The sequence below is a fragment of the Bacillus bruguierae genome, from assembly GCF_037104725.1.
GTDB lineage: Bacteria > Bacillota > Bacilli > Bacillales > Bacillaceae_G > Bacillus_A > Bacillus_A bruguierae.
Genome location: NZ_JBAWSX010000020.1, coordinates 55,128 through 76,812 on the forward strand (window position 1 = coordinate 55,128; position 21,685 = coordinate 76,812).

The following is a 21,685-nucleotide window of genomic DNA, read 5'->3' on the forward strand; positions in this document are numbered from 1 at the left end:
TTTCCTTTCTTATCGCTTACTGCGCCAGTTTTCATCACGACCGAGATTCGATTCTGTCGTCCGTTTTATATCATATAAAATTTCGCTGAAAAAACGTTCCGGTACTTGTTTTGGCACGATGCGTCTCGCATCATCAACTTCGTCATAAGAGTATGAACCGCGGTCCACTGTCCCTGCTTTATAAAATTGGATTTCAAATAAGCAGACATCGTCCTCTTCTTCATATCCAACCGGTGCACCTTCAAATGCAAGCTCCGCCCCTAATCCTGTGCGAGTGTCTTCCTTATAGAAAGTATGGTACACACCAGCATCTTCAACCGGTCCGCGATTCCAGCCGTACTTCGTCAGCTTACCAAACAGCGAACGACCATTCATTTGAATGCCAGCAAACCTTTCCACAGTTACTTCCTCATCTTCCTTCGCCCGAAATACTTCGCGGGCAATTTGCGGGAATGGCTGGACAACCTCATAATCTTCTAATTGTTCCTTCCATAATTCCCGTTCCTCTTCAGACAATTCTAGCGGATGGATTAAGCCGATAACGGTATCTAGCGTAAGTTCATGCTCATCTTCGTCAATCGTATTAAACGTGCCGTCCTCCATATAACGGAACATCGCAAACAATTTCCCTTCTTTATACTCACCCCAAATAAGCGAGATGGCGAATTGCTGCATAATTGGATTTTCCACAAATAGAGACTTCCATGTATCTTGTGACCAATAGCGATTGAGAGAAAGCGCCATTTCCAGACGCTGCGTTTGCATCGTAATGATGCTTCGCAGCTGTTTTTTTATAGACGATAACTCCGCCTTAGCCTCTTCTGCCTTTTCTGCATGATCTTTTGCATTTGGTTTCGGAAGCGACTTAATCCGTTTTCCCTCCTCTGTTTTTAAATCGATTTTCAAGTTTGGCGTTAAATAGGCAGTAAACGTCCTGCTTCCGTAATCAATTATTTTTTCACCGCGTTTATTAAAGCCAAGGTCCGGAACAAGCTGATCTTCTAGTTCTTCTTCTGTTATACCGCGCGTTTTAGCAGCAAGACTCAACGCTTCTTTCGCAGCATTACGTACCTGCTTATGTTTATATTTGAATGCCATAGTATTAATCGTCATAAGTGCAAGATGTGATGAAGACAACGCCAACGCCTGAACAGCTGCAGCAGCGATAGCTCCGCGCATGCCAAGTGCCCACTCATCAATCTGCTTTTTGAGCAGCAGCGCCATTTCATCATCACTATGAATGCCATACATCGAAAGAATACCGCGCTTCTTCGCTTCCGCACCTTGAGAAATCCACAGCTGATAGATCGCTTGTATATGTTCTTTCAAATCTTGTTTATTCAGAGCAGCACCTATTGCTTCCGCTGCTTCCTTTTTCTCAATTACAGACTCCGATACATACTGCTGAAAATAAGCAAGAGGAAGCGTTGCATCTGCAATTGCATCGGAATCACAAAGACGAATTTGTGGTTCAAATCCGAGCCACTGCACGAGTGCGTTTCTTTTTTGCGGCGTTAAAATACGTGTACAAAGAGCTTCAATACTTCCTGATGCCCCTTCTAGGACTTCATCACCAAGCAGCGGAGCAAACTTCTCCATCAAAGAAGCATTTTTCTTTTCTTGCAAAGCTTCCTGCACAAGCTGTGTATATTTTTCAGATTTATAGTATAAAAGTGTCTGCATTGCATTTTCGCGCACGACTTTCTTTCTACTATTCAATTCCTTCGCTACATCCTCTGCTGCTGCTTCATCTTTCGTAAGAAGCTCGACTGCAGCGGTACGTACTTTTTTAGAGGAATCTCCGAGACTTTGAATGAGAAGCGCGCGCGTTTTAGCCGCATCATTCTTTGCTAACTCATCCAAAATGAAAACTCGTTCATCCACAGAATACGCAGCAAATGTTTCTGTCACATATGCCCGTTCTTTTATAAACAAATTAACGAGCGCCTCTTTTGCCCTATTTTCCTTCCCACTGTGCCAGGCAGCTTGTTTAACTGAATGAGAAACGAGCGTCTCCCTTGATAAACCATAGGAAAGAAGATCTTCTAACATTTGTTCCAGCGAACTTTCCATATGAGAACACCGGTGCAGAAGTTCATATAAACTACAATTATAATCATTCACGAATTGAAGTTCGAGCGCTGCTTCTCTCTTTGCCGCTTCCTCTATATCCCAAAGGAGTGCAATTTCTAAGACAGGCATTCTCCAGTAATTATTTTGATGTTTCGAACTTTCGAATACTTGCTTCATATCTTCAAATGACAATTTTCCAACTAAATAGTCACGATATGTATCACGTATGTCAGATGATATCGACTGAAGGACAATCGTTAAAAATTCTTCACGTACTCTGTTTCGATTTAATTCACATCCATTTTCTGCTAAAAGCATCGCCACGAAAAGATAATGACTTTGACTTACATATTGCAGCGTACGCTGAACAAATTCCGGCTGTTCTTCCACCATACGAAACAACAATTGATATTCATATACCTGATCGAAGTTAGTACCACCTAAATGATGATGTGTAAGACGATATGCGAAAAATCTTTCCTCTGAAATACCGAATTGTTCGCACAAATTTCGAATTGTTTCATACGCTTGTTTATCCAAACGTTTTGTTCTTATATGATTTCCAAACTGATCAAGAATACGACACACATGACCCTTTGCATAATTCATAAAATTTTCAACAGAACATTTCGCTAACAAGTCCATATATCGTCTTGCCACATTCGAATGCTGATAAACACGAAATAATAGCTGCCAAGTCATATCAGGTAAAGATGAACCAATAGAAACTTCGCTGACAGATTCACCTTGAACGTATCTTTTCGCCAATTCTATCTTCTCTTGTGCCCCGTTCAGCCTCAGTATATACTCAGCATGCTCTTGCAGTTCTTTCTCCAATAAAGAACTGTAAGTAAGAAATCTCTCATAATCTGCATCTAGCATAAGCAGAAGCAAAACTAGCTTTGGCCGACCTGTCAGTACTTGCAGCTGTCCTTCTATGTACTCTGGATTCTCCCGTATTAACTGTCTAATAAAAACATCCGCTCCATTTACATAACGCGAAAGATTTGTTAAGTACTTACAAGCAGATGCTACAAGCAGATCAAGCGAAAGGCCGCTTTTTTCAAAATAAACCTTCATCTCCGGAAAACTTACACGTGTAAAACGTACTAGAAGAACATTCAACAATTGCTCCTCAAGCAAATGATAAAATAACCGAAAAAACACTGGATCTTTCTTATACGTTTTCTCAAAATCGTTCGTAAACTGCCAAGAAAAACTATCTCGTTTATTTTCGCGAATGGTCGTTCGTTCTATATCTTTTAAAACTTCCTCATCTCTCGTCTGCAAGTAACGTATTGCTAAATCCTCTTGTTCTCCTGTCATATTAAGGTGCTGAAACAACTGATATGTACTGACTGCCATCTTCTCTGCCTCCCTAGTTCTTTTATAAATTCCTCACTGCAACTTGTAGTTAGTTACATCACATAAAAATGATAACGCTTATTTTTTCATATATCTGAAATCTCTAATTCTAAAACACTTAATTGCAATAAACTGTTTTGCATAATATACGGAATATATTTACATTACTAGTATAGCATATTAACCTCAATACGAACATATGTTTCTATAGAATATATGATATATATAAATCCAACTTGACTTTCCAACACACAAGTCGCCGCCATGCTGAATAAAAAATAACCTATTACTTTCTTTCTCTCTTTGTTTGAACTTCGCACGTGGCAGAAAAAGGAACCATCCTCTTCTACGCATGGCCAGACGCTCTCGATTATCTAAAAAGAAAAGGGGTTTATGTCAGGTTTTTAATTTGGACTTATATATCACATCATCAGATTTTTATACTTGCAATTTACAACTATATATCCATTTCATTTAGAAGTTTGGCAAGGGGTATGATTCCATTAAAAATATGCTTCTTATTACCTATAGAAAGTTATTTTCATTTTTCAGCATATAGATTGCTGCCACGAAGATAAAAATGGACCTACACCTTGCTGCCTTTCTTTATTTTAAATTTTGCGCGTGGCAGGAAAAGGCCCTGACCGCTACCATACATAGCCAGTCTCTCTCGACCATTTAAAAAAATGCTTTTCTGTCAGTTTTTCATAGAGTGACTAAGTAGTTACAATTCTTCTATTTGACATTAACTTATTCTCTAGCTAACAGTTAAAATATTCCTTTAAAAACACATAAAATGTTAACCAAGTTTCCTTTAACTCCCCACTTAAAAGCAGTTCATCTCCACCTTCAAAATGAACCGAATAAACTCGATCAGTTACACTATCAAGCACTAGTACGGCATTTGCTGACATTTCACTTAAAACCAGATACTTTTTAGGAAATCCATGCTCATTTCGAGCAATCATTGTATTTGATTGAATATTGTTCTCCTCATCTACAATATCTAACAACTCGTAAGGAACGTGCTCTTCCCAAAAAGGTCCAGCATACCGATAATAAAATTCACTAAATGTATCAGATACTTCTACACCCAAGCTAATTAAGGCCTCTTTCACTTTTTTCTTATCTTCACGTTTATAAATGTCTTCTCCAAGAAATTGGTCTAATTTATCAGGCAACACATTCACTTTCATTCCCTCCTAAAGCTTCCTCTCCTTTGGTTTTCCAACGATTCACAAAATCATTTTTTTAGTGTTCCCAACCAAACTTCCCCAACATTAACCTTATAAAGAACGTCATCTCCATCACTGAGCTTAATCTTCTGGATTTTATAAGCCTTATTTATTATTTCATTTACTTCATCTTTTGTTCTAAACCCTGTTACTATATCTTCTTTTAGTTCCTTATCCCAATACATTTCGGTATCAATGTGAGCTTCCCAACCAAACAAAGCTAATTTATCCTTTAATGATTCATATTTATGAAACGGAAATTTCTTTGTGGTAAAGTTTTTGTCAAAGGTATCATTGTAAGTATTTATACAATCTTTGTAAGAAACGACAATTTGAGAACTTATAAAGTCTGGTTCATATAATCAAATTTTCAGGTAAAAGTTTTCATTTTCCATTGTCATTTTTTCATACCAGTTTAGATATACATCTATCATTTCATTTAATAGTAAACGATTATACCAATTAGGAGGATTTCTACGGACTAAAGAATAAAAGGGATGAATCCACAACTTTGCATAATCTCTTTGATGCTCACGAATGTAATTCATATCTATGTCGATTACATTTTGCTTCCATCTTTCTATCTTTCTCTTATGTCGTTTCCAACCTCGAATTTTCTTCTTTTCAGAGTGATAAAACTCTTTCATTTACACACATCCCTTAACAATTCCATATATGTCCCTCCATAAACCTAGCATACATAGAATTATTTTTGAGCCTTCCATGCAACCCTTATTCCTCATGAATTAATTTCTATTCGCCTCTTTTTTAATTTTTCGACATATCAGTCACTGCTATGCAGAATACAACATGACCCGTACTCGCTTTATCCTTTTGTTTTAAACTTTGCATGTGGCAGGAAAAAGGCCCTGACCGCTACTATACATAGCCAGTCCCCCTCGACCACTTAAAACATGCTTTTCTATCGTTTTTTCATAGAGTGACTGAGTAGTTATCAAAGATTTTCTATTCAGTGTCTTCTAATATTCTATCATCTAGTTCTTCTCTCGCTCTCTCTATTTCTCTACACGTTTCAATTAAATTGCTCAACATTTCAAGGGAGATCTGTCTATCTTCCTCAAGAATTCTTACTTCTGCACCCAATGCGTTCAATTTAACAACAACATTTTTAAGTTTAATCAATTCTTCTGTATCATAATAACTAAACTGTAAAACTGGAGTTTCATCTTCTATATTTCTTTTTAGCTCACGAATTGATTTATGACTAAATTTTCTTAAAGAAGTAATATACTTAACAATATTCTTATCTGGTCTAACTATTAAGGACATATAATCCACTTTAAAACCCTCCTTAAAAATGGAAAACATCTAGTACCAGCTCTTCTGATAAACTATTCCTCGTGCCATCCGTACAAATCATTAAGCGTAGCAGGAAAAATTCCTAGAAATACAAAATGTTACACTTAATAATTTATTTGCTGAGGAATTTAAAGTTTGTAATCAAACGGGAAACGAACTTATAAAATTTATTAAAAAAAGGAAAGAGTTATTCACCCTTCAACCACTTATCTCTAAACAATTTCTTATCTTCAAGTAAGTTGTTCTTAGCTAGTTCATAACACACTAACCAAAAATCTTTTTGCCACTTTGTACAATCTTCCTCGTAATCCATAAGCCTCTGAATCATACAATATGAATCAGAAGGCTCAATTTGAATCAGGTCATTTTTAAAAAATAAAGCTATAAGGCCATGTTCAATAGATAGCAAGCAACCTTCATCATGAAATGAAATTGCAAAGTAAGCATAATTATCCTTCGTATAGTTAGGTAAAATCTCAAATGTAGGAGTTCCTAAATAAGGATGAATTTCTTCCATACTATTAAAAGTAATGGGAGAATGATCATGATCATTTTCATTATATATCTCGTAACTCATGAAGCCTTTCACTTGCAATTCAAATAGACCCTTTAGTATATTTTCATAAACAATATCAAAGTTTTCCTTTAAATAACATATCGTATTATAAGCTTCTTTTGTTAAAGGTTGATTACTTTCTAAATACCCCCCTACCTCAATTTTGTTTTGTCCAAAAAACGAAATTGAACAATTTACGTTTATAGATCCATCCCAACAGTCATATTTTTCAGAAAAGCAAAAATCATCCACTTTATCTACCACCATTTACACCTACCTAATTAAATTTTGTTATTCATGTAACCGTCAATTAAATTTGAACACATTTCTGGAAATTTGTTCACAACTAAGATCGCTTGACATGGAGCCTCTGCGTACAAGATGTTCTTGTAAAAGCCGCATCATATAAGGAAATTTGCAAGGCTATCTAACCTATCATTCACGCCTCTCCATGTAAAGAGGGTGCTTCGAACTGCAAAAAAGTCTTCATCCTTATCAAACAGCAAAGTATCCAATCTTATTTAGCGTTTACACACGAACGTACTAGAAGACCTTCATTTAGAATAATCATATATTATAAGCTCAACTTCAACTTCGTATATCCCAAATTTCTTATCACTATAATAAATACTTCTGTCTATCTTATCCATTTTAGATATTTGTAAAAGTAAATCATTGTCTATTATCTTAAAACACCGCTTTAATGGTATTGTAGGCTCTTCTTCAAAACAACCTAGTAGAAAATCTTTTATCGTTTCTTGCTTCTTTGTTTCACATCTTACTCCGATATACATCATTTCAAATTGATCGTCAGGGGCTAAAAATGTATCAATTACTATGAATTCTTCTGTTTCTTCGTTTTTCAAAATATATACTTTACCAATTCCATAATCACTTGGAGAAAATTCTCCTCCAAAAAAAAGCTTATCTTCTATGAACTCTTCTGTAATTGCAACATTTATTTCCTTAGCCATTTGAATTAAAACTTCATCTTCGATATTACTTCTCTCATAATAAAGAAGGTATTCCGTAAACATCTTCTCCATCCTCCATTTCAGATCTAATTGTGATATTATTCATCATAATCAAGAGTAATTTTAACATTTATAGGAATTCATTTTAATTTTTTGACATATAAGATTGCAGTTATGCAGAAGAGCCTGCACTTGCTTTCTCCCTTTGTTTTAAACCTTGCATGTGGCAGGAAAGGACACTGACCGCTTCTATGCATGGCTAGATGCTCTCGACCACCGAAAAAGAATGGTTTTATGTCGGTTTTTTAAATTTGGATTTATATAGATATCCATTTATAACTTGTGAAATTACCTCTCTACAAAACTAATCTGCTGAGCCCATTATCTACACAATGCCCAGAATCCTAGTATTACTCTTAATTCACTGTTAAACTATTCACTTGCAAGTGCTTTTTCTATAATTTGCTCGGCTGTTAAATCTTCATCTGAATAGAAAATATAATTGTTTCTTAACTGACTCCTATTCTAAAATCTCATTACTTCATCGACACGTCTACTACTGAAGCTAATATTTTGAATGGATTACCTCAATTCAGAAGGACATCATAAACAATACAAAAAAGTCTTGTACATAGACTCAAAATAACCTCATCTTAAGTACTATTCATAAATAAACGTAAAGTAACTTCAAAATATACAATATAAGTTGATTTTGGAGTTATTTTTTGTTTACGTTTCAGATAAAATGATAAAATTAAACAAAAACCTCGTATAAAGGTGGGGAAAAAGATGCACATTTCTAAACAATTCATTAAACCGTTTCCTGCATATGAAGAAGTGTTTTATGATAATTTGGAGCAGCATAAAAAACACTTTTTACCCATTTGTTCCATAAACTTACAATTCGTTGAACCAGAATGGGACGAATGGCTACATATTGTGTCAGCAAAGGAAATTCACGAGGGGTGTGTTGGTGATTTTACCCAACCATTTCACACGAATTTTACGAAAGAAGATACGTTAGGCTTTGATGTCGTTGACGGAAAGTATAAATTTGAAGCAGATTGGAATTACTTTGAAATTGAACAGAGCCCTTCCGATATTGTAGAGAAAGCCTATGTGCGTAATGAAAAAGACTATCAAATCCGTAAAAAATTTTTCCAACGTAATCAGAAAATTTATCCTTATTCTAGCTTTGGAAAAGAATTTACATCCGTAGAATCATTAGAGCAAGAGTTTGTCGAAAAGCAAACAAGTGGCTGGGGATTAGATTATCCCGAGGTAGGTGGAATTCTGGATGATATACGTTTTATGACAGAAGAAGGGCAAGAATTATTGGAAGATTGTGTTAGCGAAGATGAAATTTTTGACTATACCAATCTACTGTATGTACCAAAAGATGAAGATGGCCATCCATTTACATATGTTGGATTTACTACAGGCTATTATTTTCAAGCTTATGGTGCGGATCGTATATACCTATTTTTCAGTAAAGAATTAAGAAAAACAGTAATTTGTTTTGAGTATACATAAGGTACAAGAAGCAGGAGAGACGGGGAAGGGCTGTCGGCAAGCGTTTGATAGTTAAGTAAGCAATATACACGGTTCTAGCACGACACATTTAAAATTCTTTAATTGAAAAGATAAAGCATCGTGACTTTATTTTAAATCCATAAAGAAATTCGTATATAATGAAATTAAAATGAAAGGAGGTAAATTATGAAAAGAACAAAAATGACATATAGCATAATGTTTAGTTTATTACTATTAACATCATGTGATATATCGAATAAAGAAATTGAACAAAAAGCACAAAATTATACAAAATCAGAGTATGGTATTTCTGTGAAACTAAATCAAGTTGAAACACATGGGAACGGAGAGATTTTACTTGGTCCAGAAATGCGAACAGCTTATGTGCAGCAAGTAGATGAACCATATTTGCAATTTCAACTATCTTTCGATGGACAAATCTCTCCAAAAGTAAATAATGATAACTATAAAATTAAAAAAGAAGCGTATGATTTACAAGAAAAATTTAATACATATTATGAAAAAAAAGGGAATAATACTATATTTACGTTCGATCAAATGCAGACGGGGGATACTGTTTTCGATAAGAAGGCTGAGAAAGAAATAGCAAAGAAACATTCGAAGCATTATGTTACGGCAGTTTTTAGAAGTAATATCTTTTTAGATGTCAACAATCCTGCACATATGGAAAAATTAGCAGAAGTTGCAAGAAGTATTCAGGAATTTAATAAAACAATTGAAAATAATAAGATTAGTGTGGATGATATAACGATTCAGCTGCCAAATGCTAATAAGAATTTATTACAAAATATTGTAGTAGATTATATAGTAACGGCTGAAGAAGCAAAAAAGGCCCTTGAGAAAAAGAGTGATTATATGAAAGCTTTACAGCTTACAAAGTGAAAAAGGAAATCATTTCGATTTCCTTTTTTATATTCTATTCATGCACCAGAAGATCATTAACTTCTTTAACCAGCCATGAGCGCGGATGAATTGCTATAGCCGATAATTAGTTTGACTGTATATGGCTATTTATGAGTAGTAATGATTCTAAAAGTAATGAAATTTGACGCTTACATTCATAAGTTATATTCTTGCTCATGTGTCTTATTTTATCGTGTCACGATGTGGGGGATATAAACAATAGTCCATAATAGTAAAACAATATCAATCTCTCTTACTTATTCTTTTTTGCCCATCTTCATCTTTAAATATTCAGCAATTTCTGTTTGTCCTCTTTCAATAGCAAATTCGTAAGCTCCCATATCTTTCATAGTATTCTCTGTATACTTAACAGTAATATCAATATCATTCTGAACAAGATACTTTACAATATCAAGGTGCCCACCATAAATCGCTGAGAATAGAGGATTTCTATTTGGATCACTAACATCTAATATTGCACCATTATCAAATAAGTACTCTACAATAGTAATTTCACCTTCACTAGCTGCATGTGCAATAGGCGCTGACTTTGGTACACCTTCGTTTACGTTAATATCCATACCAGATTTAACCAAAAATTTTATCATATCTAAATTACCAGCTCTAGTCGCAACATGTAGCCACGTTCCAAAAGGTGTTACAAAATCAAGCAAATTTTTATCAGTAATAATTATCTCTTTCGCTTGTTCTATATCACCATTCTCAATTAAATCATAGATTTTTATTATTTTTTCCTTATTATCCATAGAATCCCCCTACAATATCTTTATTTCATTGATGCTACTTCTTCACCTAGTAGCTTAAGTATTTCAACCATTTTTTCACGAGTTCCACCAAAACTATCTACTTCTTTCAACTTATCAACAATATGTTGAAGACATTCTATACCGTGTTGTCCTGTAATTATATTTGGTGCCCAAACAAGATTTTCTTTACCAATTATCGGTTCTATCCCATACCTTCTTAATATTTCCTGACCTTCTCGAACCAGTTCTTGCTGCTTCTGACCAAGACCTTTTTTAAATAGAATATGATGTGCATGTGGATTTACCATATCAGCAGGTGGGTCACCTATTAATCCTCTAAGATACTTACAAAAATCAATTTTAATTAATACTTCATTATATTCTTTAATAACGCCTAAATCAGACAGCTCATCTACACTAAAAGTATTTTTTTGAATAACACCTTTAAACTTATTCATGTTTTCCAAAGCTAAATTATCGAAAAAAACACCTGATGCCCAAAAGACAATCAAGTGCTGTATAGTTAACTATATAAATTAATTGTAACTGCTCAACTATACATTTCATTTAGAAGTTTGGTAAAGAGTATAATTCCAGCGAAAATACGCTTACCTCTAATTGCTGCCATGAAGATAAAAATGGACCTACGCCTTATTGCCTTTCTTTGTTTTCAAACTTTGCGCGTGGCAGGAAAAGGTCCTAACCGCTACTATACCTCTTGACCACTAAAAAAAATGCTTTTCTATCGTTTTTTCATAGGGTGACTGAGTAGTTACTTTAACTCAATGGTAAGCTATCCCTTTTTATATAATTATAGGTTTCGATACTATCTTTTAATGAGTAGTTTTCCAATAGATATCTTTTTATACTATTTAAACTTTCAATCTTAAAATAACCAGATTCAATTGCATTTTCACCTAATATTCTTAACGTTTCATCATCAATTACTTCAACCACTTGAGGAACGAATTTTCTTTTTTCCTTTTTATATGCTTGGTAAATTGTATAAGAAACAGCATCTAACACTGAATACCATGCATACTGTTTTTGTACATCTTTTTCTTCGTTTGTAAACTCAGCTACATCTATATAATCTTCGCTATCTATGTAATTACACAAATTATCAGCAGCGATTTTTTCACCTTCAAGCCATTTCCAGCAACTATCTAATGCTTCTCTACCAAGATTATATCCATTATCATTTCTATCTATTACTTTAAACATTTTTTCGGCAATTGCTAAACCTACTGCAACTTTTGCATCTTCATTAACCTTTTTTATGAAATCTATCATTAATTATCATTCCTATTTTGGACATTCTGTAAAGGAATATTCTTTTTTGTTTATAATAATCAAAAATCAGCTGCAATATGCTATGTTGAATTTGTTCCAATTATCCATTAATGAGTTGTATGCCACATATTGCCCTGTCTACACCTACTACCATATACCAACATTTACCCTATCTATGTCCAATACATCCGAGATTCCTTCCTCCCTCATTCTTTTAAGTAGATAGTCATGCCCTTTTTCCAATGCAAGATTTCTTTCTTCTTCATAAATAGGAACAAGTGTATAAATGTTTATATTTCCTTGTTTAGTATAGACGTTGTCCAGCTCAGGTTCTTGGGAACGACATACCATTATGCATGATAACTTTGTACTTGATGCAAATGGCTGAGGAGGTTCTCCATTTGGAAGAATAACCCCTTCTTCCAGCCACCCATCATAAATATGTGGAATATGGGCTACCTTCCTTAGCCAACCAAGAGGCCAGTAATGATCTTGATCTTCCATACTGCCCTTCTCAATTATCCAACTTGAAGGCAATTTTAACAGCAACTCTGCATATTTAAACACACCTTCTTCGTTTGAATAGCCCATAGGCTCATCACTCATACCGGTAGTTACGAGAGTTACAAAATCTTTATTCACCGATGGAGGAATTATGTGAATATTGACCACTACTCTACTACCAGGGACAATTTCACTTATAGTATTTTTAATAGGCCCAAAGTGTTTAGTAACATATTCTAAAATTATATGATGATGATTTTGGTTATTATCATTTGTTTCAATTGAAGTAGTAGAGCACCCTTTTTGATTTTCTAACAACTTAACAATTTCTCCTTGCCCTTGTTCCTTTGCAAAAGCTAATGCATCCATAGCCTTCATCGACTCACCAGCATATTTAACATTAACATCTATACCGCTTTCGATTAAAAGTTTTGCAATATCAACATGTCCATTAATAATCGCACCAAAAAGTGGATTTCTTTCTGGTTCACTAGTATCAATCTCGATATTATAATTAATGAGATATTCTGCAATATCTAAATGTCCTTTTGTAGCCGCTCTTTCAAGGGCATTTGTAGAAAAAGTTCCACCCTGTGCATGAATATCTATCCCAACACTAATGAGATATTCTACTATTTTTAAATGCCCCTGAGCTGTTGCTACATGTAACCATGTACCAAAGGGTGTCATCCATGTTAACATTTCTGGGTCTTTCTCTAGCAAACTTCTTAACGTATCCAGTTGGCCACCTTTTATGGCATCTCTAATGTCTTTCGCAATTTGAGTCTTATCCATTTTAGTTTCCCCTTTAATTTTTACCTTCCAGAAGCAGCTTATTTTGAAAGGTCTTCTAGTATTTCAACAATATCAATCTCTCTTACTTATTCTTTTTCGCCCATCTTCATCTTTAAATATTCAGCAATTTCTGTTTGCCCAAATTCTCTAGCATATTCATAAGCATTCATATTCTTAATATTTTCTCCAGTGTATCTAGTTGAAATATCTATTCCTTTTTCAACTAGATACTCAACTACTTCTTTATGTCCACCAAAAATCGCTCCAAATAATGGATTTCTTTTTGCTAAGGTCACATCTAATTCTGCGCCTGCCTCTATTAAATACTTTACTATCTTCAAATGCCCCGCTCCTGCAGCCAATCTTAAAGGAGAAGCATCAAATATATCACCTTTTGTATTAACATCGATTCCTTTATAGATCAGATATTCTACTATTCCAAAATGTCCTTTCTTTGCTGCAACATGTAACCACGTACCAAATGGTGTCATTGAATGTAAAGATTCTGGATTATCGCCTATTAAACGCTTTACTTCATTAATATCACCAAGCTTAATAGCATTTCTTATAGTTTTATTTAGACTTTTTTCATCCATAACATTACCTCCTGTATTTCTACTATCTTGTACTAGCTATGTCTCCTAAGTCTTTAAGAGCTTCAACAGCCCTTAACCAATTAACTACTTCCTCTAAAGCATCAAGACTATGTTGTCCTATTACGGCATTTGGTGCCCAAACAAGGTTTTCTTTACCAATTATCGGTTCTATCCCATACCACCTATTTTCAAAGGATTTCCACCAGCTATTTGGTCAGGATTATGAAGTGCAGCTTGTGTTTTGATCCATTCTTTTGCTTCTGTTTCTGCTATATCAAATGACTTTCCTTCAGCCATTAATTCAGCAATCTTATCTGCTAATGCTTCAAGGTTAGTTATTATTTTAATCACTAATACATCATATGCTAATTTACTTTTTATTTACGCTACTACTAGATTTACTTTAATAACATACACTAATTAATTTTTAGTAATTTCTTCATAATAATTTTGCAACCATCCTATATCATCTTGTAAATATTCACACTCAAATTCATTCAAACATTCCTTTATATCAATACTTTTGTATAAATCTAAAATTATTTTTATATTACTTAAATCATCTTCATCAATAGTTCCTTTATTTGTACTTAGTAGCCCTATTATAGTTGAAATTACAGCAATTGATTCTATCCCATTATTTTGTATTTCTTCATAAAAATCATCATAACATCTTCCAGCAGATTGTTCTGGCGTATATTTATCAATATTTAAATATATATAATAGTTCCTTGTAATCTCATATTTAATTTAAAAAAAGCTTTTTCCCATTTTTAATACCTCCATTTGTTATTTTTTCTTTTAACACAATATTTTAAAGTAAGATATCTTGAAATCCTATTTCAGTAATTACTTGAAAAATTAATAATAGCCCCACTAAATTCTATACTAAAACACAAAAAAGTACTCATCGTCTATTGTAGACAATCAAGTACTTTAAGTTTGTAAGTTTATGGTTTGTTCTCAGTAACAATAATTCGTAAATTTAAAATTGCTTCTCATCTACGTATCGTTCTTATTTTTATAAGTAAATATCATTATATAACTCCATAATTATCTAAACATCATGAGTTCTTTATTCTACACACCTATTTTCTTATATCACTAGTTACGGTAATTATAAGGTAAAAAGATTCATTCACTACTGGGTAACCCCAAAAATAAATAAGTACTTTTTACTTAATCTCATCATCATTAAAAATGACTTCAAATTCCTCATCAGTATACTCTCTATTACTTGATAGATGATAATGATGAGGGATCCCGTTATGGTCTAGAACATGATCGACAACGCCTTCCTCATCAGAAATAACAAAAGTAATTTCATCATCACCTTCATATGTCTTGGGTGTTATATCTGCCAAAACGAGCCACGCACATCCTTTTATTCTATAAAATTCACTATAAAATCTTACGGACCTTTCTATATCATCATGTATGATCCCATGTAAGTTATGCTTTTTCTGATATCGCTTAGCAATTTGAATGGCTTGACTTGCAGTTAAGTTTGTTTCCTTTTCTTCCATCACTATTTCTCATATCCTTTCCAATTAGGTAATGGCCATTGTCTATTTCTAATGAAGAAAATATATCTTTGTGCTTCATATATCTCTTCAGCAATACATTTTTCCTTATTCTTCATAATTTCATTATAAACGTACCTTTCTCTTGCTGATCTTGATTATTTCAAATAATTTTCTTGTCCAAGTTCTTTAAATTGCTTAGCGTGGTAGGATTCATGAATGGAACTTAAAAGTAATTCGTCAGGTCTCAAAACCATTTGTCCAGTATAGATATCAAAGCCTCCCGCAACATTTCTAGTGAGAATTTTTCTCTTTTTGTCAAAAAAACTTTAATACCAATTTCATTCATGCCTTTCTTAAATTCCCTTAAATCTCGAATACTCCTAACCCTTAATCCATTATCTGTTAGACTAGTTTGACCACTAACAGGCATCTCTTCCCATTCTTTAAAATCAAGATTATCCGTATCCTATGTTATAAAGTGAAACTTCCGTCAGTGGGGGTTTTTTTCATCCCCCACTGATGGTTAGTTGAACCAATCGGGCTTTTACGGGCAGTTACCCCCCACCTATCTTATTAGATTCTCTCAATTTTGAGATGGGGGTCTTATTGCCCGTTAATGCGGGATAAAGTTAAAAAAGAAGCTGTTTTTCGCTTGAAAATCACGAAAAACAGCTTCTCAATGATTGGAGAATAAGACACTTTTATTTTACTTTATATTTCCCTTTAATTTTTTGTAAATATTCTTGCACTTCTTCAACCTTGTCATCGTGTTTTTCAACATAAAAATCGCAAACTACCTGCAAATAATTACACAACTCACCAAAGGTAATAATATCATACCAATTTTCATCGACTCCATAATAGAATAATATCCTATCTTCCCCAAAGTAGCCCGTATCATTTTTGTCAAACTCATTTGAGTAAACAACACCAATAGTATCCCTTCTTATTACATCTTCATTAAAGAAGCCATCTAAAACTTTTATAAAATCAAAGTCTAAAGCGAATTTCGCTAGGACAGTAATAACAAAACTTTTAGTTAGACCATTCTTTTTAAATCTATCAATTAATAATTGATAATCTTCTTGAAGATTTCCCATAAAGTTATTCACCCCATTCTAATACAGGCTAATAATTATCTATTTCACCTATTTCAACATTTCTAATACCTTCTCCATTACTTGCAGTGCCTCGAATTGTCTCTATATTTTGACCTACTAATGCTCTAATTCGATTATGTTTAATGCCATCTCCCAGTTCAGATCATATAGACAAAAGCTTCAACAAATAACGTTATAAAGTGGAGATGTTTCTTTACCAGTGATCGAAAACCTCGTAAAATTGCATAATAACAATATTTATTCTATTTATAAAACTATGCACTAAGTTATTAATTAATCTTCAGAATCCTCATTATTCATAATATATTCGATATCTTCATCCGTAAATTCATTTCCTTTAAATACTGGATGTCCGTTTGGATCGAGCATCCCCATCACTTTTTTATCTTTATCAGACACAATCAATGTGTAGTCCTCCATCAGAAAAGGGTTCTCTGGTAAATCTACCAATACTCTCCATGCTGGTCTAACATCATTATTATCTCTATTTTCTTTATCAATTTTGAATGTATAAGCTTCATCAAAGAAAAGTTGGTGGATGTCTTCATTAACCACTCCATCTAAGTTATTTTTCTTATGATATTGTTTCGCAATTGCTATTGCTTCATCAGGTTTTAATACCACACCTACAGTAATTTCATTTATTTTCCTATAATGCCTAGGGAAATCTTCTCTCTTCAACTTAATATAATCTTGAAATTCTTCATTAGACAATTGTTTAAACTCTTGATCAGACATGTTTTTATACTTATCTAAAGACATAAAAAATCCCCTCCATAATAAACAGTACAGTAACTTTCTTTCAACTGTCTACTATAAGGGGATAATATCCAAATACAGAAATCATCTTCTTGATGTTGCATAACTTTTTTTCAAAATGTCCTTTACAAAGGTACAAACTATTCTTTATTTAAACTTTTTATAAAGATTACTAAGCGAAAGCGCGGTAGAAATCTGTGTCTATTATCTTGACGTAGTATCATAATTATCAGCATTAGGATCATAGTCCAGTATTACGTTATTAAGTTTATGATTGACATTATTTATTCTGGTCACAAGATCCTCAACCTCTTCAGATAACAATTCCTTCTCTAATTCCTTCCTATCAATGCTTCCTAGCTCTTTTTTTATGGCATCAACCACACCCACAAAAACTTTTGGATGTGTCACTATTATCTCTCCAATGGCTAAGTGTACTAATAAATTTTCTGTTTTACCCTCATTGCAGACGGTTTCAAATTCATAAAATGTTCTTGCAGTAGCATATTTATATCCTCTACCTTTATTTAACATATTATCATACATTTCTTTGACAGCCTCAATTAATTCATTATATTCCCAATCTTCCATTTACCTTCCTCCTATAGGCTATAACTTTAATCTGTTTCCGTTATTATGGATAGCCCCTTATTCTATATTTTTAGCAAATTCTTCCATTACCCTACTACAATTATCGCAAGTATCTAATTCTGTAAATAACTTTGTTTTGCCTTTTGCCTCAACTCACTCAAATTCGTCTAAACTATTCAGAGTTTCATCACTTATGTCAGAAGGTTTAAATTCCTCCCAATTGTTTAATTGAAACGATACTCCATCTACAATTACAAAACCACTTCTCTTATAGAAATAACCACCGCGTTCATAAAGTTTTATTACTGGCTCAAATAAATCTTTGTTTTCAATAGCAATTTGATTTCCCTCATCTATAAGTGCATTTAGTTCAAGGAAACTTGTAACTATTGCCTTTTGATAACTATTCTTCACTTCATTAATTAATTCAATTCCTTCTATATTTACTTGTGGTGATGTGATTGAATTAGAAATACTTATAAAGGGGTAAACACATTTACCTGGATATGTCCGGAAAAATATCGCAGTTCTTCTTAAATACTCTTTGCACAATTGGACATTCGATTTCCTTTCTATTTCCCCAATACGACTCCAATCGATTGCTGAAATTCGCTTAATTGCTCGGCTTAAATTTCCCAATTTTTTCACCCCTTACGTGTTTTTCATAATATATTTGATATCTTCATCCGTAAATTTATTTCCTTCAAATACTGGATGTCCATTTGGATCAAGCATCCCCATCACTTTTTTATCTTTATCAGACACAATCAATGTATAGTCCTCCATAAGAAAAGGGTTTTCTGGTAAATCTACTAATACTCTCCATGCCGGTCTTACATCATCATTATTTCTATTTTCTTTATCAATTTTGAATGTATAAGCCTCATCAAATCGTAAATTTCAAATATTTTCAGCGATTGTTCCATCCAACTCATGTTCTTGATGATATTTTTTAGCAATTTCTATAACTTCTTCTGGCTTCAATATTACATTAATCGTAATTTCCTCTAATTTACGATAATGTCTTGAAAAATCTCTGTCAACAGACTCTAATAAAGCGTCTAATTCTTCTTTAGTCCTATTGTGATAATTTTTCCCCTCATTTTTTCTCCTCCTCAATCACTTATATTTCATTCGCAATCTGCTTATATATTCTCTTGAATGTTGAATTGATGCTTCATCAAATAAATACTGATTTTTCATGATTTGTTCAAATACCATTTAAAAAATGTTTTAGACTATAGAATAAAGTATTAAACTGTTAAAAAATAGTTGTAGGCTAAAAAACGTTAACGCCTATACACAATTATTACTAACTTTAGTATAAGCTTCACTTTCCATATTAATCCAAATTAGGTTACAATCCCTTTTATTGGTGCTATACATAAAGGGCATTAACTAAGATAAAATTTTCTCAGTCAATGCCCTTAATTTTAATGATTCTTTACTATTTCAATCACATTCTCAATATTATCTTTCAACTCATTATTTTTACCTTCTTCATATTGATAATACTCTTGAATTCCTCCATGAATGATAGAATGCATAGTTGGATGAAATGATTTATCTGTGCACTTAATTAAAAAATCACAGAATTCCGCACTAACTGCTGGAGAATAGAAGAACATTTCTATCAATATATCAATTGTAGCTCCCTGTATCTGTATAGCGTTCTTTTTATCTTTTAAAGAGTAACCATTTATCATACCAAAACAAAATGTTGCTACTATTTGCTTTTCTTGTTCGTTTAATATTTCTGGAACTAATTGTGAAGTATTTAAAAACTGCTGAATCATTTTTTTCACTTCACTGTAATATTCTACATCATTAGCCATTTTTGTCCCCCTAGTATATAAATATATTTCCTTCTGGGTACTTTCCATTCCACCCACAAGGAATATGTCCACTTAAATAGATTTCTAGCATTTCGTTATAAAATACTAACTTATAATATTCTTCATAAGATAGTACCATTATTATACTTACTATATCGAACTTAACAGCATGTAATATATCTTTTGGTAACCCCAATATCGTTATTTGTTTTTCAATATCATCAGTAATTTTTGGTAATACCTCTGCTTTAATTTTTTTAACCAAATTATTCTAATTTTCATTATATATTTCTGGTTTATTCTTTGCTAAATAGCCCGTTAAATCGCCACTTTCTTCCAGACAAATATTTTCCCATTCTATCCCATTCACACTCTTAACCATTTTCTTTTTATTTGATAAATAGGTATACTCAATTCCTTGAGGAAAATTGCTCTCTGTTCCACAATATTTTAACCAATTATTAGACAATACAGCTTCCACTACAGAAGTATTTAATTCCATGTAAATGCTCCTTTATTTACGTTTTGGTACATTAATTCTATCAGGAATCCTTGGAACAAAATCGTCTCCAGTTAATTTATAAAACAATTGTTGTTCTATTGCTCGTTGAACGGCCTTCTGAGCTTGTGTATCACTCAAACCGGCTGACTTTAAAGTTATATATTAGACCTTGCTTTTTACTTGCCTTTTTTGCATGCAAAAAAGACTCATTCCAACTCATCATTCAAGTTGGAATAAGCCTTTTAAATTTATTAAGTGTATTTGGCAAACTTTTTAGCATTTAATTTGTTGATTGTATCGTACAATCCCACTTTTAAAAAGTAAACTCACGAATTGATTTTCATGTACATAGTGTTTATCTAATATTAAATTTATGTCTAATTTCTTTCAAGCAAGCTTTAACTTCTTCTGCATTATATGGCTTCCGAGATACATAATTTTCACTGACCTCTTTTAAATAATTATAAAATTTTTCATAGTCTACAATTGCATAGACTTCCACACTTGTTACTGGCGGAATCGTAGTAAAGTTAACTCCAGTATCTCCAAAATACTCCTCATCATGTGGTTGACATTCGGTAGCAAAGTAGCAACTTGTAAATCCAATTCCAAATCCCTTAGCAAGTTTAAAATGATGTAATGCTTCTAAGAAATATCCGTCTCCAATGGTATGAAAATAAGCTTCCATATTCTGAACTTTTTCCTTAAAATTTTCTGCGTAATAAATTTCATTATCCATTATCACCATTCTCCTTATACTATTGTTGAGGTAACACATGGAAGAAACTTTTACTTCTCCAGTTGATTTATCAATATAACCTATAAATTGTAACCAAATAATTTAAAGTTTTTTAATCTATTCATTCCTTTAATAAAACTTAAAATGGAATCCTTACTTAACATCAAATTACTTAGATATAGTAAATAATCGAATTCATCCTCATCATCGCCAAAAGTTAAAACGAATGGGCTTATATATGGTTTATATGTAATATCACACACAACCTTATCTGTTATTTTAACTTGAAAATTACGTTTTCCATCATCTATTCTCTCATTTATACAGGTTATCTCATCAGGATTTGCCTCATATTTCTTCTCATTATATATAAAAAAGAATTTATCTAAATCAACATAAATACCTATCAATTGTCCATCTTCGCTAAATCCTCCCACGCCTTGTCTAACTAACTGTACTTTATTTTTTTCAACTACTGAATATCCACTAGGCTCTAATATAATATATGTGCCAGCCTTAGAGTAATTATTCAGTATTATCATAAGCCCCTCCTCCTAATGCACTAATCCTAATAGTGTATTTATTACGTCATCTTTTTGCATTGATTTTTCAATTATAATTTTCCATACTTGTTCATCTGATTCATAAATTCCTTTATTAATGTATGAATCTTTTAT

25 protein-coding genes and 2 pseudogenes are annotated in these 21,685 nt (G+C 33.0%); 2 read left to right on the forward strand and 25 right to left on the reverse strand.

The window, feature by feature from the left end; translation table 11 throughout:
• Positions 1-9: 9 nt before the first annotated feature.
• The 7 genes from WAZ07_RS22925 to WAZ07_RS22955 form a co-directional block, all read right to left on the reverse strand.
• Complete coding sequence (locus WAZ07_RS22925) at positions 10-3,438, reverse strand: DUF4132 domain-containing protein (protein ID WP_336474294.1); 3,429 nt, start codon at positions 3,436-3,438, stop codon at positions 10-12.
• A 761-nt stretch (positions 3,439-4,199) separates the two neighbouring features.
• On the reverse strand, positions 4,200-4,628 hold the full coding sequence (locus WAZ07_RS22930; protein WP_336474295.1) for an SMI1/KNR4 family protein: 429 nt from the start codon (positions 4,626-4,628) through the stop codon (positions 4,200-4,202).
• 53 nt (positions 4,629-4,681) lie between these two features.
• Complete coding sequence (locus WAZ07_RS22935) at positions 4,682-4,891, reverse strand: hypothetical protein (protein WP_336474296.1); 210 nt, start codon at positions 4,889-4,891, stop codon at positions 4,682-4,684.
• A gap of 144 nt (positions 4,892-5,035) precedes the next feature.
• The gene (locus WAZ07_RS22940) at positions 5,036-5,320 is read right to left on the reverse strand and encodes a hypothetical protein (protein ID WP_336474297.1); all 285 of its coding nucleotides are present in this window, start codon (positions 5,318-5,320) and stop codon (positions 5,036-5,038) included.
• Between the two features lie 319 nt (positions 5,321-5,639).
• Positions 5,640-5,972, reverse strand: a complete 333-nt coding sequence (locus tag WAZ07_RS22945; protein WP_336474298.1) for a hypothetical protein — start codon at positions 5,970-5,972, stop codon at positions 5,640-5,642.
• A gap of 208 nt (positions 5,973-6,180) precedes the next feature.
• Positions 6,181-6,816, reverse strand: coding sequence for a hypothetical protein (locus tag WAZ07_RS22950; protein ID WP_336474299.1), 636 nt, complete (start codon positions 6,814-6,816; stop codon positions 6,181-6,183).
• A 287-nt stretch (positions 6,817-7,103) separates the two neighbouring features.
• A complete protein-coding gene (locus WAZ07_RS22955; RefSeq protein WP_336474300.1) occupies positions 7,104-7,586 on the reverse strand; it encodes a hypothetical protein in 483 nt (160 codons plus the stop codon).
• Between the two features lie 726 nt (positions 7,587-8,312).
• On the opposite strand from WAZ07_RS22955, the gene WAZ07_RS22960 reads away from it, so the two are divergent.
• Both WAZ07_RS22960 and WAZ07_RS22965 read left to right on the forward strand, forming a co-directional pair.
• Positions 8,313-9,056 (forward strand): siderophore biosynthesis protein, encoded by a 744-nt coding sequence (locus tag WAZ07_RS22960; RefSeq protein WP_336474301.1) that lies wholly within the window; start codon positions 8,313-8,315, stop codon positions 9,054-9,056.
• Positions 9,057-9,242: 186 nt separating this feature from the next.
• A complete protein-coding gene (locus WAZ07_RS22965) occupies positions 9,243-9,959 on the forward strand; it encodes a hypothetical protein (protein WP_336474302.1) in 717 nt (238 codons plus the stop codon).
• Between the two features lie 278 nt (positions 9,960-10,237).
• Here the strand turns inward: WAZ07_RS22965 and WAZ07_RS22970 are convergent, their stop codons facing one another.
• The 18 genes and pseudogenes from WAZ07_RS22970 to WAZ07_RS23050 form a co-directional block, all read right to left on the reverse strand.
• The gene (locus tag WAZ07_RS22970) at positions 10,238-10,747 is read right to left on the reverse strand and encodes an ankyrin repeat domain-containing protein (RefSeq protein WP_336474303.1); all 510 of its coding nucleotides are present in this window, start codon (positions 10,745-10,747) and stop codon (positions 10,238-10,240) included.
• A 20-nt stretch (positions 10,748-10,767) separates the two neighbouring features.
• A complete protein-coding gene (locus WAZ07_RS22975) occupies positions 10,768-11,205 on the reverse strand; it encodes an AHH domain-containing protein (protein WP_336474304.1) in 438 nt (145 codons plus the stop codon).
• A 319-nt stretch (positions 11,206-11,524) separates the two neighbouring features.
• Positions 11,525-12,037, reverse strand: a complete 513-nt coding sequence (locus WAZ07_RS22980) for an Imm6 family immunity protein (protein ID WP_336474322.1) — start codon at positions 12,035-12,037, stop codon at positions 11,525-11,527.
• A gap of 150 nt (positions 12,038-12,187) precedes the next feature.
• On the reverse strand, positions 12,188-13,339 hold the full coding sequence (locus WAZ07_RS22985; protein WP_336474305.1) for a suppressor of fused domain protein: 1,152 nt from the start codon (positions 13,337-13,339) through the stop codon (positions 12,188-12,190).
• An 86-nt stretch (positions 13,340-13,425) separates the two neighbouring features.
• Positions 13,426-13,935: an ankyrin repeat domain-containing protein gene (locus tag WAZ07_RS22990; protein WP_336474306.1), complete on the reverse strand. Its 510-nt coding sequence runs from the start codon at positions 13,933-13,935 to the stop codon at positions 13,426-13,428.
• Between the two features lie 168 nt (positions 13,936-14,103).
• Positions 14,104-14,286: a polymorphic toxin type 15 domain-containing protein gene (locus WAZ07_RS22995; protein ID WP_336474307.1), complete on the reverse strand. Its 183-nt coding sequence runs from the start codon at positions 14,284-14,286 to the stop codon at positions 14,104-14,106.
• Between the two features lie 824 nt (positions 14,287-15,110).
• Entirely contained in the window at positions 15,111-15,461 is a 351-nt protein-coding gene (locus tag WAZ07_RS23000) for a hypothetical protein (RefSeq protein ID WP_336474308.1), read from the reverse strand.
• A gap of 2 nt (positions 15,462-15,463) precedes the next feature.
• Positions 15,464-15,891, reverse strand: a pseudogene (locus WAZ07_RS26360) (zincin-like metallopeptidase toxin domain-containing protein).
• A gap of 271 nt (positions 15,892-16,162) precedes the next feature.
• Positions 16,163-16,561, reverse strand: coding sequence for a ribonuclease toxin immunity protein CdiI (gene cdiI, locus WAZ07_RS23005; protein ID WP_336474309.1), 399 nt, complete (start codon positions 16,559-16,561; stop codon positions 16,163-16,165).
• A 294-nt stretch (positions 16,562-16,855) separates the two neighbouring features.
• Entirely contained in the window at positions 16,856-17,344 is a 489-nt protein-coding gene (locus WAZ07_RS23010; RefSeq protein WP_336474310.1) for a hypothetical protein, read from the reverse strand.
• Positions 17,345-17,545: 201 nt separating this feature from the next.
• A complete protein-coding gene (locus tag WAZ07_RS23015; RefSeq protein ID WP_336474311.1) occupies positions 17,546-17,932 on the reverse strand; it encodes an Imm3 family immunity protein in 387 nt (128 codons plus the stop codon).
• A 153-nt stretch (positions 17,933-18,085) separates the two neighbouring features.
• Entirely contained in the window at positions 18,086-18,571 is a 486-nt protein-coding gene (locus WAZ07_RS23020; RefSeq protein ID WP_336474312.1) for a hypothetical protein, read from the reverse strand.
• A 12-nt stretch (positions 18,572-18,583) separates the two neighbouring features.
• Positions 18,584-19,051 (reverse strand): annotated as a pseudogene (locus WAZ07_RS23025) (hypothetical protein).
• Positions 19,052-19,153 carry a zincin-like metallopeptidase toxin domain-containing protein gene (locus tag WAZ07_RS23030; RefSeq protein ID WP_336474313.1) on the reverse strand — a complete coding sequence of 34 codons (102 nt, stop codon included), beginning with the start codon at positions 19,151-19,153 and terminating at the stop codon, positions 19,052-19,054.
• A gap of 212 nt (positions 19,154-19,365) precedes the next feature.
• Complete coding sequence (imm48, locus tag WAZ07_RS23035) at positions 19,366-19,767, reverse strand: Imm48 family immunity protein (protein WP_336474314.1); 402 nt, start codon at positions 19,765-19,767, stop codon at positions 19,366-19,368.
• Between the two features lie 271 nt (positions 19,768-20,038).
• Positions 20,039-20,269: a hypothetical protein gene (locus WAZ07_RS23040; protein ID WP_336474315.1), complete on the reverse strand. Its 231-nt coding sequence runs from the start codon at positions 20,267-20,269 to the stop codon at positions 20,039-20,041.
• Positions 20,270-20,624: 355 nt separating this feature from the next.
• Positions 20,625-21,008 (reverse strand): ribonuclease toxin immunity protein CdiI, encoded by a 384-nt coding sequence (cdiI, locus tag WAZ07_RS23045; RefSeq protein ID WP_336474316.1) that lies wholly within the window; start codon positions 21,006-21,008, stop codon positions 20,625-20,627.
• A gap of 80 nt (positions 21,009-21,088) precedes the next feature.
• A complete protein-coding gene (locus WAZ07_RS23050) occupies positions 21,089-21,550 on the reverse strand; it encodes a hypothetical protein (RefSeq protein ID WP_336474317.1) in 462 nt (153 codons plus the stop codon).
• Positions 21,551-21,685: the final 135 nt, after the last annotated feature.

Excerpts from the sequence above, each read along its gene's own strand:
- WAZ07_RS22965 (WP_336474302.1), top strand. The coding sequence starts at position 9,243 with ATGAAAAGAACAAAAATGACATATAGCATAATGTTTAGTTTATTACTA.
- cdiI (WP_336474309.1), bottom strand. The coding sequence starts at position 16,561 with ATGGGAAATCTTCAAGAAGATTATCAATTATTAATTGATAGATTTAAA.
- imm48 (WP_336474314.1), bottom strand. The coding sequence starts at position 19,767 with ATGGCTAATGATGTAGAATATTACAGTGAAGTGAAAAAAATGATTCAG.
- WAZ07_RS22940 (WP_336474297.1), bottom strand. The coding sequence starts at position 5,320 with ATGAAAGAGTTTTATCACTCTGAAAAGAAGAAAATTCGAGGTTGGAAA.
- WAZ07_RS22985 (WP_336474305.1), bottom strand. The coding sequence starts at position 13,339 with ATGGATAAGACTCAAATTGCGAAAGACATTAGAGATGCCATAAAAGGT.
- WAZ07_RS22950 (WP_336474299.1), bottom strand. The coding sequence starts at position 6,816 with ATGGTGGTAGATAAAGTGGATGATTTTTGCTTTTCTGAAAAATATGAC.
- WAZ07_RS22990 (WP_336474306.1), bottom strand. The coding sequence starts at position 13,935 with ATGGATGAAAAAAGTCTAAATAAAACTATAAGAAATGCTATTAAGCTT.
- WAZ07_RS22955 (WP_336474300.1), bottom strand. The coding sequence starts at position 7,586 with ATGTTTACGGAATACCTTCTTTATTATGAGAGAAGTAATATCGAAGAT.
- WAZ07_RS22925 (WP_336474294.1), bottom strand. The coding sequence starts at position 3,438 with ATGGCAGTCAGTACATATCAGTTGTTTCAGCACCTTAATATGACAGGA.
- cdiI (WP_336474316.1), bottom strand. The coding sequence starts at position 21,008 with ATGGATAATGAAATTTATTACGCAGAAAATTTTAAGGAAAAAGTTCAG.
- WAZ07_RS22975 (WP_336474304.1), bottom strand. The coding sequence starts at position 11,205 with ATGAATAAGTTTAAAGGTGTTATTCAAAAAAATACTTTTAGTGTAGAT.
- WAZ07_RS23000 (WP_336474308.1), bottom strand. The coding sequence starts at position 15,461 with ATGGAAGAAAAGGAAACAAACTTAACTGCAAGTCAAGCCATTCAAATT.
- WAZ07_RS23050 (WP_336474317.1), bottom strand. The coding sequence starts at position 21,550 with ATGATAATACTGAATAATTACTCTAAGGCTGGCACATATATTATATTA.
- WAZ07_RS23030 (WP_336474313.1), bottom strand. The coding sequence starts at position 19,153 with ATGGTATTTGAACAAATCATGAAAAATCAGTATTTATTTGATGAAGCA.
- WAZ07_RS23015 (WP_336474311.1), bottom strand. The coding sequence starts at position 17,932 with ATGGAAGATTGGGAATATAATGAATTAATTGAGGCTGTCAAAGAAATG.
- WAZ07_RS22960 (WP_336474301.1), top strand. The coding sequence starts at position 8,313 with ATGCACATTTCTAAACAATTCATTAAACCGTTTCCTGCATATGAAGAA.
- WAZ07_RS23010 (WP_336474310.1), bottom strand. The coding sequence starts at position 17,344 with ATGTCTTTAGATAAGTATAAAAACATGTCTGATCAAGAGTTTAAACAA.
- WAZ07_RS22970 (WP_336474303.1), bottom strand. The coding sequence starts at position 10,747 with ATGGATAATAAGGAAAAAATAATAAAAATCTATGATTTAATTGAGAAT.
- WAZ07_RS23040 (WP_336474315.1), bottom strand. The coding sequence starts at position 20,269 with ATGGAATTAAATACTTCTGTAGTGGAAGCTGTATTGTCTAATAATTGG.